This window comes from Saccharopolyspora sp. (assembly GCF_017434145.1).
Lineage (GTDB): Bacteria > Actinomycetota > Actinomycetes > Mycobacteriales > Pseudonocardiaceae > Saccharopolyspora_C > Saccharopolyspora_C galaxeae.
Genome location: NZ_JAFRFW010000426.1, coordinates 1 through 11,035 on the forward strand (window position 1 = coordinate 1; position 11,035 = coordinate 11,035).

The window sequence follows — 11,035 nt, forward strand, 5'->3', positions numbered from 1 at the left end:
CGCGCAGGCCCCCTTATCGACTCTCCGACCCCATGCGCTAAGGTGAACGACGTCAGCAACGACAAGCCCTCGTAGCTCAGCGGATAGAGCACTGCCCTCCGGAGGCAGGTGTCGCAGGTTCGAGTCCTGCCGAGGGCGCCCGCGTCAGCCAGCAGACACGACGGCTGAGCTGGAATGACTTCCCAGTGGATGGTTGTGGCGTTCTGCCGCTGGCTGCCTCTTCCGGCTGCTCTCAGTCAGTATCTACGGACAATGCGCGGACAAGGTCCGCCTAGTTTCCCCGCTGCTCGGGTGCGGCCGGGAAGTCTCGGGCCAAGCTCCTCGCTCCGGCTGCGTCGATACCGAATGTGTCCGTCAGCCACCTCGCGGAACCCAGCGCGAAGATCGCGCGGGCGCAATCCGGGCACGTGCGCACCGGTAGAGCTTGCGCAACAGCACATTTCGAGCGCAGAGACCGCGCAGCCGATGCTTTCGCGTGGACGACGCTTGTGCGGCGGTGGCTCGTTCCAGCTCTGCGTGTCGTTCGAGGACGGCTCCGAGCGCCTCGATGGCGGTTTCGAGCACTTCCCGGTCCTCGACGTCGTCCGGATGGTCGTGCGCTCCCGAATGCCTCGACGTCGCCGGCAGCAACTCGTCGAGGTCGCCGACCACGTCGTAGGCGGCGGTGCTGAGCTCGCTCACCAGCTGCTTCGCTCGGTCCTGCACCCAAGGTCGGTCTTCGGCAGGCAGCGCGATGCGCCTGCGCGACGCACGCGCACCGAAAATCTCGGTCGCGAGCTGGTACTTGACGACGCTGTCGTAGCCCGGCCAGTCCAGCCGATCCGCGAGCGTCTCGTTCAGACGCGACAGCAACGCGGTTTCGGCGACGCCGAGCGACTTGTTCGGCGAACCCACCTGCGCGTCGAACGAACCGGGGTCTACCCCGATCAGACAGGCGAAACGTTCCCACAGCCGGCTCGGCCCCTCATCCGGCCGCGGAACGGTCACAACGTGCACGCGCTCCGGCGGAAGCCCGACCGCCCACTTGCGGAGGATCGCGGGGAGGTCCTGGCGCTGCCAGAACAGTTCGCTGAGCCAGTGCGATCGCCCCTCGCCGCCGCGGACACCGGCGCTGAAATCGGAAAAGCTCACCACGTGCCGGTTCTTGACGTCCTCCTGCCAGACAGCGGGTAGCTGACGCGCCAGGTCGCGGGCGGTGCACACCACGTGCACCTCGGCAAACGCGAGGTCCGACATGGCCCGCTCGACGTCCTCGGGAGCAGCGGTGCAGAACAGCTCGTGGGACAGCACCACGTCGCCGGAGAACTGCCGCGCTTGCTCGACGAGCTTGCGCCACGCCGACGGCACGTCCGCGTCCTCCCAGTCGGCCTGGAACTGCGTGCCCTGCAGATCCATCGCGGCCTGGAAGTGCGCTTCCGGACGGTCGCCCGGGTAGAGCAGACCGGCGCGGCGCAACGGTTCCCGGTTGCGCCACAGGACCTCCTGCAAATAGGTGGTGCCCGTCTTCGGCGATCCCAGGTGGAAGAACACCCGTTGACGCGTGGTGATCGACATGGTGCGAACCGTAAACATCGCGGCCACCGGCCTGCGGAGGCTCGCCGAAGCATTTCTTACGTCACACCGAGGTGTGTCGCTCAGCCCCCGCACGCCGTCCCGGATGGCCGCTCTCGGCGACGGATCGCGTGCGCAAACCCCGTATCGCGGTTCTACGCGCTGCGGCTCACCACGCGTCGGATGCCGTTCGCTCGACCCTGAGAGGTAACCCACAACGTTCGCGTACTGATGGTTGCATCGTGCCAATGATATCTTTAGCTGAGCTAATCACTTGGCGTGTGCAGGGGTTCGGCGAAGAACCCGGCGCAATCAGTCGCGAGCATTGGGAGATCGTTGCAATGGGTGGTTCTCGCCCCGAGAACGATATCGACGACAAATCGGTCAAAGCGCAAACGGAACGGCGTCTGGACGAGGTAGCCGCGAAAGATCCGCGCATCTTGGACGCCAAGCCGCTCGAATCGGTGCACGCCACGCTGCAACAACCAGGAATCGGCTTGGCGCGAACCGTCGCCACGATCATGGAAAGTTATGCGGATCGGCCGGCCCTCGGCGAACGCGCGAAGGAACTGACCAAGGATCCGGACACCGGGCGTTCCGCGTACCGGCTGCTCCCGGAGTTCGAGACCATCACCTACCGCGAACTGTGGTCGCGGGTGCAAGCGGTTTCCGCCGAATGGCAGCACGGTTCGCTGCGCGCCGGCGACTTCGTCTGCCTGCTCGGTTTCACCAGCACCGACTACGCGACGCTGGACCTCGCCTGCGTGCACTCGGGCGCCGTTTCCGTTCCGCTGCAGTCCAGCGCACCGGTGAGCCAGCTGCAGCCGATCGTGCAGGAAACCGGGCCGCGGATCATCGCCACGAGCGTCGAACTGCTCGACAAGGCCGTCGAATTGGCGATCTCCAGCGAGTTGCAGCCGCGGGTGATCGTGTTCGACCACCACCCCGAAGTCGACGAAGAACGCGAGAAGTTCGAGGCGGGCGCACGCCGGCTGGCCGAATCCGGCATCGCCGCCGAAGCGCTCGGCACGGTGATCGAGCGGGGCGCGGAAATCCCGACTCCGGCACCGTTCGTCGCCGAATCGGAAGACTCGCTGTCGCTGCTCATCTACACCTCGGGCAGCACCGGCACGCCCAAGGGCGCCATGTATCCGGAATGGCTGGTCCGCCGGGTGTGGGCCGGATTCCTGCCCAAGGTGAGCAACGTTCCGTCGATCACCATCAGCTACCTGCCGATGAGCCACCTGGCGGGTCGCGCTTCCCTGGTCAGCTCGCTCGCGCACGGCGGCACCACGTACTTCACCGCGAAAAGCGATCTGTCCACCTTCTTCGCAGACATCGCGCTGAGCGGGCCCACGGAACTGATGCTGGTCCCGCGGATCTGCGACATGCTGTTCCAGCAGTACCAGAGCGAACTCGACCGGCGCGCCGCCGACTTCGGCGACCAGGAACAACTGGACGCGGCGGTGAAGCAGGATCTGCGGGAGAACTTCCTCGGTGGCCGGGTCGTACACGCCATGTGCGGCAGCGCGCCCATCTCCACCGGAATGCACGAGTTCGTGGAATCCTGCCTGGGCCTGCCGCTGAACGACGGTTACGGCTCTACCGAGGCCGGCGGCGTGCTGATCAACACGCACGTGCAGCGGCCGCCGGTGACCGAGTACAAGCTGGTGGACGTCCCCGAACTCGGCTATTTCCGCACCGACTCCCCGCATCCGCGCGGCGAGCTGCTGCTCAAGGCCGATTCGCTGTTCCCGGGCTACTTCAACAGGCCGGAGGTCACCGCCGAGGTATTCGACGCGGACGGCTTCTACAAGACCGGCGACATCATGGCCGAAATCGGCCCGGATCGGCTTGCCTACGTCGACCGCCGGAAGAACGTGCTGAAACTTTCGCAAGGCGAATTCGTCGCGGTCTCCCACCTGGAGTCGGTGTTCGCCACCAGCCCGCTAGTCAAGCAGATCTTCGTCTACGGCAGCAGCGTCCGCGCGTACCTGCTCGCGGTGATCGTGCCCACCGATGACGCACTCGAGCGCAACGGGAACACCGAGGCGCTCAAGGCGCGGATCGGCGAATCGCTGCAGCAGGTCGCGAACGAGGCCGAGCTGAACTCCTACGAGATCCCGCGCGACTTCCTGATCGAAACCGAGCCGTTCACCAACGAGAACGGGTTGCTCTCGGACGCGCGCAAACTGCTGCGGCCCAAGCTCACCGATCGGTACGGCGAGCAGCTCGAGCAGTTGTACGCGCAACTCGCCGAAGGGCAGGCCAGCGAGCTGCGCACGCTGCGCCGCACCGGACGGGACAAACCGGTGCTGGAAACGGTCAGCCGAGCCGCCCAGGCGCTGCTCGGGTGCGCAGGCAGCGACGTGGGTCCGGAGGCGCACTTCACCGACCTCGGCGGTGACTCGCTGTCCGCGTTGTCGTTCTCCAAGCTCTTGCAGGAGATCTTCGACGTCGAAGTTCCAGTCGGTGTCGTCATCAGCCCGGCCAACGACCTGCGTGGGATCGCACGGCACATCGAGGGTGAGCGGTCCTCGGGAGCGAAACGGCCCACCTTCGCGACAGTGCACGGCCGGGAAAGCACGCAGGTGCGCGCCGGCGACCTCGCGCTCGACAAGTTCATCGCGGCGCAGACGCTGGACACCGCCGAAACCCTCCCCCGGCCGGATGACACGGCCCCGCAAACCGTGCTGCTGACGGGCGCGAACGGCTACCTCGGCCGGTTCCTGTGCCTGGACTGGCTGGAACGGCTCGGCGAACGCGGCGGAAAGCTCATCTGCATCGTCCGCGGTGCGGACTCCGCGGCGGCGCGGAAGCGGCTGGACGAGGCGTTCGACAGCGGTGATCCGGAACTCCTGCGGCACTACCGGGCGCTGGCGGCCGACCACCTCGAAGTGCTCGCCGGGGACATCGGTGAGCCGGACCTCGGTCTCGACGAGCCCACCTGGAACAGGCTGGCAACCGACGTCGATCTGATCGTGCACCCGGCCGCGCTGGTCAACCACGTGCTGCCGTACGGCCAGCTGTTCGGTCCCAACGTCGTGGGCACGGCCGAGTTGATCCGGATGGCGCTGACCACGCGGATCAAGCCGATCACCTACCTGTCGACGGTCGGTGTGGCCGCCGGAGTGGACCCGTCCGCGCTCGACGAGGACGCCGACATCCGGGTCACCAGCCCCGTCCGCGAACTCGACGAGACCTACGCGAACGGCTACGCGACGAGCAAGTGGGCCGGTGAGGTGCTCCTGCGAGAAGCGCACGCGCAGTTCGGCTTGCCTGCCGCGGTCTTCCGTTCCGACATGATCCTCGCGCACAGCCGCTACACGGGGCAGTTGAACGTGCCCGACATGTTCACCCGGCTGCTGCTGAGCCTCGTCGCGACGGGCATCGCACCGCGTTCCTTCTACCGGACCGGCGCGGACGGTGCGCGGCCGCGGGCGCACTACGACGGATTGCCCGCGGACTTCACCGCCGAAGCGATCACCGAACTGGGCGCGCGGAACACGGCGGGGTACCAGACGTTCAACGTGCTGAATCCGCACGATGACGGCATCTCGCTGGACGTGTTCGTGGACTGGTTGAACGAGGCGGGGCACTCGATCCAGCGGATCGACGACTTCGACGACTGGATCGGCCGGTTCGAGACCGCTGTTCGGGCGATGCCGGAAACGCAGCGGCAGCATTCGTTGCTGCCCTTGCTGCACGCCTTCCAGCAGCCGGACGAGCCGGTGCCGGGCTCCGGGATTCCCGCCGAACGGTTCCACGAGGCGGTGCGCGCGGCCGGTATCGGTGCGGACGAGGACATCCCGCACCTGTCGGCTTCGCTCATCGGCAAGTACGTGACCGACCTGCAACAGCTCGGTCTGCTGTGAGCGGTCGAGGGCGGCCCGTACCGGTGGCCGGCTCGTCCGGTCCTGTGGTCGGCCGCCCTCGACGAACCGCGTCTGGTCGCTTCACCGCACGACGCGGGTCATTCGCTGTGCTCGGCGCCTTTGCCGGTGGAACCGCGGGTGCCGTGTCCGGTGGGCTGGCCGGTTCCGGCCGGTCCGCTGGGCGGCACGGGAGAACCCGCGCGCGAGTGGTGCGGCGTGTCGGCCGGTGTCGCTTCCGGTCCCGGTGACGGTTCGGCGCCCGCTTCGAGCTCCCCGAGCCTGCGCACCAGCAGATCGACGACCGGGGCACGGTCGGCGTGATCGCGTTCGTAATCCAGCAGCGCGCGGAGCTCGGCCTCGGTCAGCGAGCGGACCCGGTGCTGCAGCGCACCCAGCGGAAGTTCGTCATAGCCGGCGATCGGCGGATGCTGCTCAGCCACGGCGACATCCCTCCTTTCGGCCTCGCGTGCCTCGGCTACCCACTATTCGACGCGGCGACGCGTCCTCAGACCACGGCTCGATCGACCGGTTTTCCCGGCGAGGCAACGGAAACGGCGCTTCGGCGGCGGGTCGCGGGGTGCGCCGGGCGACATCGCCGACGTTACTGAAAGCAACAGTTTGTCACTCAGAGTTATAGATTCACTTGTGGCGCTTCTCGATCGAGCGGACCGCCTCCACCCCTATCGGTGATGACGAACGTGCGTTCGAGCAGGAAGCATGGAATGCATGTTCGACGACATGCTCCTCCCACGGCAGCTACCCCGGTTCATGGCGCTCTTGATGACGCACCGCCCGACGGTGCCCAGGCTGATTGCCGCGCTCCTATCGCTACGCCGAGGCGACCTGGTTCGCCGCCGCTTCGACCAGCGCAGCCGTCAACGAGTGCTGCGGCGAGCGCAGCACTTCCGCCGTGCTGCCCTGCTCGACGATCCGCCCGTCCTCGACGATGAGCACCCGCTCCGCGAGGTCCGTGACGACACCCAGGTCGTGCGTGATGATCATCAGCGCGCACCGCGCATCGTCCTGCAGCTCGCGCAGCAGGGCGAGGATGTCCGCCTGGGTCACCGTGTCCAGCCCGGAGGTGATCTCGTCGCAGATCAGCAACCGGGGCTCGGCCAGCAGGGCGCGCACCAGCGCGGCGCGCTGCAACTCGCCGCCGGACAGCGACTCGGGATGCCGGGTGGTGATCGCGTCGTCCAGTCCCACTCGCCGCAGCCACCCGGCAGCCTCCTTCCCAGCCCGAGCCCGGTCGGTGCCCTGCAACCGTTCCGCGGTGCGTGCGACCTGGTCGATGATCGGTACGAACTCGTTGAACGAGGCTCGCGCGTCCTGGAACACGTACTGGATACCGGCCAGCTGCCGACGGGTCCGCCGGCGCAGCCGTGCAGCCAGCAATTCGCCGTCCAACCGGACTTCGCCACCGCGGTGCGGGTGCAGGCCGGCGAGGCAGCGGGCCAGCGTGGTCTTACCGCTACCGGAGCGGCCGACGACCGCCACCCGCTCACCGGCCCGGACATCGACCGAAACCTCGTGCAGCGCCTCAACGGTCTTCCCTCGCGCGCGGTGCACGGCGGACAACTCGCGCACCGCGAGTACCGGTGCTGCATCGTCCGCCGGTTCGGCCTGGACTGGAACGCGCGAATCGGGCTGGGACTCGACCAGCAGCCGCGTGTACTCCTGCTGCGGAGATGCGAGCACGTCCCGGGCAGGGCCGGATTCCACGACGGAGCCGGCGCGCAGGACCAGGACGCGATGCGCGAGTCCGCGTACGACGTCGAGGTCGTGGGTCAGCAGCAGCACCGCGATGCCTTGGTGGGTCAACCCGCGCAACTCGTCGACGATCTGCGCGCGGGTGAGCGCGTCCTGACCGGTGGTCGGCTCGTCGGCCACCACCACGCGCGGATCGCAGACCAGCGCCTGGGCGAGCACGATCCGCTGCTGCTGACCGCCGGAAAGCTGGTGCGGGTAGCGGTTCAGCAGCGTTTCGCCTTCGGGCAGCTGCGCCTTTCGCAACGCATCACGGACCTTGTCGCGCACCAAGCTTTTGCGCTCGGCGCGTGGCACCTCGCCGAGATGCCGACGCGCGATCTCGCGCAGCACGGACCCGACCCGCCGCACCGGGTTGAGGGCCGCGGACGGATGCTGCGGGATGTAGCCGACCGCGCCTGGCTCCGGTGGTTTGCCCGGTTCGACGGTTCGGCCGGCCACTTCGATCCTGCCCGCGACGCGAGCTCCCGGCGGATGCTCGCCGAGCAAGGCGAGCCCGGCAGTGGTCTTGCCGCTTCCGGACTCCCCGACCAGCGCGGTCACCTCGCCGGCGGGCAACGCGAACGACATCCCCGCGATCAATCGCTGCTCTCCGAGCGAGATGTCCAGTTCGTCGGTCTCGACGACGTTCACTTGCGCACCCCGCGTTCCCGTTTCCGCAGCCACTGGTCGAAGGTCAGATTCACGCCCACCGACAATGCCACGATGAGCAGGGCGGGCAGGACCACCGCCCACGGCTGCAGGAACAGCCCGGTGCGATTGCGGTCCACCATCGCGGCCCAATCGCTGGCCTGCGGCGAGACTCCCACCCCGAGGAAGCTGGCCGAGGCGACCAGGTAGATCGCCCCGGTGAACCGGGTCCCCAGATCCGCCGCGAGGGTACGCAGCATCGCTCTCGCCACGTAGCCCAGTCCGATGCGCAGGCGGCTTTCGCCCTGCAAGCGCATCGCTTCGACCGCCGGACGCGCGGACAGCGAAAGCGCCGAGGCGCGCGAGATCCGGATGACGTCCGGAAGGTTGATCACGGTGACGATCACCACCAGCACCCACAGCATGTTCGGCGCCGTTGACGCCAGCAGAAGGAGCAGCAGCATGGACGGGATCGCCAGCACGACGTCCCAAGGACGCATCAGGACCTCATCGACCAGCCGGTTCCGGGTCATGCCGGCCAGCACGCCGAACGGAACCGCCACCAGGTACGTGCAGGCGGTGGCTGCCACCGCGACCAGTACCACCGACCAGCCGCCGAGCAGGACCTCGTCCCAGACATCGCGGCCCACGAAATCCGTGCCGAACGGATGGCCGGGGCCGCTGCTGAACGCGACGTCCTTGGCCGTGGCGTCCGTGGCGAACAGCGGCCCGAACAGGGCCAGCAGCACCGGAATCGCGATGAGCAGGCCGGGGAGCAACAGGCGTCTCATCGGCTCACCTCCGCCGCCGGGGCGAGGAGGCGGGCGACGATGTCGGCCAGCAGGTTCACCAACACCGTCACCGTCGCGAACAGCACGGCGAGACCCTGGATCACAGGCAGATCGCGTGCCGAGACGGCATCGATCAACGTGGTGCCGAGCCCCGGTATCACGAAGATGGCCTCCACCACGACGACGCCACCGATCAACCAGTCGGTCGTCCTGGCCAACTGCTGCACCGCGGGAACCACGGCGTTCGGCAGCGCGTGCGCGAGCTGCACCCGAATCGGGGAGAGCCCGGCGCGGCGCGCCTGCCGGACGTAACCGGAGTGCACCGCTTCCACCATGCCGGCCCGTACGAGCCTGCTCAGCGAGCAGATCGGACGCAGCAGCAACACCAGCACCGGTAGGACGAGCACGCCGGGACGGCTCAACAGGTCCGTGGTGCCGACCGCGGTGGGCGGCAACCAACGGAGCTGCACCGCGAACACGGTGACCAGCAGAATCCCCATGGCGAATTCGGGCACCGAGTAGAAGCCCAGCGTCGTGGTGGTGATGGCGCGGTCGGCCACCCCTCCCTCGCGATTGGCGGCCAGCACGCCCAGGCCGAGCGACAACGGCACGATCAAGGCGAGCGTGCTCCCCGCCAACAGCAGGGTCGGCCCGACGGCGGGACCGATGATGTCCACGACAGCACGGGGACCGGCCAGCGAATGGCCGAAGTCTCCTTGCAGCGCCGAGGAAAGCCAGTCACCGAGCCGGACCGACGCCGGACGATCGAGCCCCAGTTGCGCACGGAGCAGCGCGATGATGCCCGGGTCCGGATTGTCCCCGGCGAGGGTGACCGCCGCGTCGCCCGGCAACGCCTCGGCCAAGAAGAACACCAGCACCATGACGAGGAGGACCTGCACGATCCCGACGAGGACCCGGCGGGCGATGTAGCGCGGAACCGTCAACCCAGCCACACCCTGTCGAAACGAGCCCAGTCCAGCGTGTTCGCCGGCGCGCCGTCATCGACGCCGCCGACGCGACCGGCGGTGGCCACGATCCAGTCCGACACGCCCCACCAGCAGAATCCGCCTTCGTCGAAGAGCTGCCGCTGCATCGCCCCGTAGAGCTCGGCGCGGTGCGACTCGTCCGAAGTGGACTGCGCCTGCTGGTACAGCGCGTCGAACTCCGGTCGCCGCCACTTGGTGTTGTTCGTGGTGGAGCCGGACAACAAGCGCTGCGAGATGTGCGACTCGATCGGCATGGCGCCCGAGCGGTAGCTGACCAGCGCGCCGTTGTCGGCGATGTCCGACCAGTAGGTGTCCTTGTTGCCCACCGTGACGTTGACCGTGATCCCGGCCTTCTTGGCCTGGTCGGCGAAGGCCAGCGCCGCCTCGCGGAGGCCGGGTGCCACATCGGAGGTGAGCAGTTGCAGGGTGAGGTTTTCCGCTCCCGCCTTGCGCAGCAAGGACTTCGCGCGGTCGGGGTCCTGGACGCGTTGCGGGAGGGTGTCCGCGTAGTACTTGTAACCCTTGCCGTAGAGGTCGTTGGCGACCTGGCCGCTGCCTTGCAGCACCGAGCGCACCATCTCTTCGCGATCGACGAGGTGGCACAACGCCTGCCGGACCTCGGGCCGGTCGAACGGCGGGCGGTCGACCTTCATCGCCAGGGCGTGGAAGTTGCTCAGCGGCAGCCGGTGGATCCGTACCTGCCCGGTCGCTTCATGGCTGCGCGCGGTGGTGGCGGTGAGGTCGTGGGCGTAGTCGGCTTGGCCGCCCAGCAGCGCGTTGACCCGCGCCGCCTCGTCGTTGCTGATCAGGATCTCCAGCTCGTCCAAGTGCGGGGCGCCGTCCCAGTAGTCCGGGTTGCGGGCGGCGCGGAAGCTGCGCCCCGGCTCGAAGGAGGTGAACCGGAACGGTCCCGAGCCGATCGGGGCGGCGAAGTCCTCCGCTCCTTCCGGAACGATGTAGGCGCCCAACGTCGCCATCGCGTTCGGAAACTCCGCGTACGGGCGTTTCAGCCGGAATTCGACGGTGCGGTCGTCGAGCGCGCGGCTGTTCGGCAGATCGATCACCGACAGGCTGGCCTTGGCCCGGCGGGTGCTGTCCGGCCGCAGGATGCGGGCATAGCTGTAGAGCACGTCGGCTGCGCGCACCGGCCTGCCGTCGTGGAACACCGCTTGCCGCAACGGAACCCGCCAGGTCGTCAGGTCGGGGCTCGACTCCCACCGCTCGGCAAGCCTGGGTTGCGGCGACATGTCCGACCCGTACTCGGCGAGCTTGTCGAACAGCGCCTTGGCGCGGGCGACCTCCGCGTACAGATCGGTGGTGTGCGGGTCCAGCACTTCTTCGGCACCGCCGCCGGGGAACACCGCGCGCAACCGCCCGCCGGGGCGCGGTGGTCCGGCCTCGTGCGCCGCACCACCGGCGGTGCACCCGGAGGCCG

7 protein-coding genes and 1 tRNA gene are annotated in these 11,035 nt (G+C 68.2%); 2 read left to right on the forward strand and 6 right to left on the reverse strand.

Going from position 1 to position 11,035, the window contains the following annotated elements:
• Positions 1 to 65 precede the first annotated feature (65 nt).
• Positions 66 to 138 (forward strand) — tRNA-Arg (locus IJH84_RS11650).
• A 216-nt stretch (positions 139 to 354) separates the two neighbouring features.
• Here IJH84_RS11650 and IJH84_RS11655 read toward each other — a convergent pair.
• The gene (locus IJH84_RS11655; protein WP_295143890.1) at positions 355 to 1,554 is read right to left on the reverse strand and encodes a hypothetical protein; all 1,200 of its coding nucleotides are present in this window, start codon (positions 1,552 to 1,554) and stop codon (positions 355 to 357) included.
• Positions 1,555 to 1,892: 338 nt separating this feature from the next.
• On the opposite strand from IJH84_RS11655, the gene car reads away from it, so the two are divergent.
• Complete coding sequence (gene car / locus IJH84_RS11660; protein WP_295143893.1) at positions 1,893 to 5,426, forward strand: carboxylic acid reductase; 3,534 nt, start codon at positions 1,893 to 1,895, stop codon at positions 5,424 to 5,426.
• Positions 5,427 to 5,524: 98 nt separating this feature from the next.
• Here the strand turns inward: car and IJH84_RS11665 are convergent, their stop codons facing one another.
• The 5 genes from IJH84_RS11665 to IJH84_RS11685 form a co-directional block, all read right to left on the reverse strand.
• Positions 5,525 to 5,866 (reverse strand): hypothetical protein, encoded by a 342-nt coding sequence (locus IJH84_RS11665; RefSeq protein ID WP_200073161.1) that lies wholly within the window; start codon positions 5,864 to 5,866, stop codon positions 5,525 to 5,527.
• A 388-nt stretch (positions 5,867 to 6,254) separates the two neighbouring features.
• Complete coding sequence (locus IJH84_RS11670) at positions 6,255 to 7,826, reverse strand: ABC transporter ATP-binding protein (RefSeq protein WP_295143898.1); 1,572 nt, start codon at positions 7,824 to 7,826, stop codon at positions 6,255 to 6,257.
• Positions 7,823 to 8,614 (reverse strand): ABC transporter permease, encoded by a 792-nt coding sequence (locus IJH84_RS11675; protein ID WP_295143901.1) that lies wholly within the window; start codon positions 8,612 to 8,614, stop codon positions 7,823 to 7,825. Before IJH84_RS11675 ends, IJH84_RS11670 begins: the two co-directional genes overlap by 4 nt.
• Positions 8,611 to 9,567 carry an ABC transporter permease gene (locus tag IJH84_RS11680; protein ID WP_295143904.1) on the reverse strand — a complete coding sequence of 319 codons (957 nt, stop codon included), beginning with the start codon at positions 9,565 to 9,567 and terminating at the stop codon, positions 8,611 to 8,613. The genes IJH84_RS11675 and IJH84_RS11680 overlap by 4 nt, the downstream gene beginning before the upstream one ends.
• Positions 9,555 to 11,035: ABC transporter substrate-binding protein (locus tag IJH84_RS11685; protein ID WP_295143907.1), on the reverse strand; the 1,481-nt coding region annotated here is incomplete at its 5' end. The genes IJH84_RS11680 and IJH84_RS11685, both read right to left, overlap by 13 nt.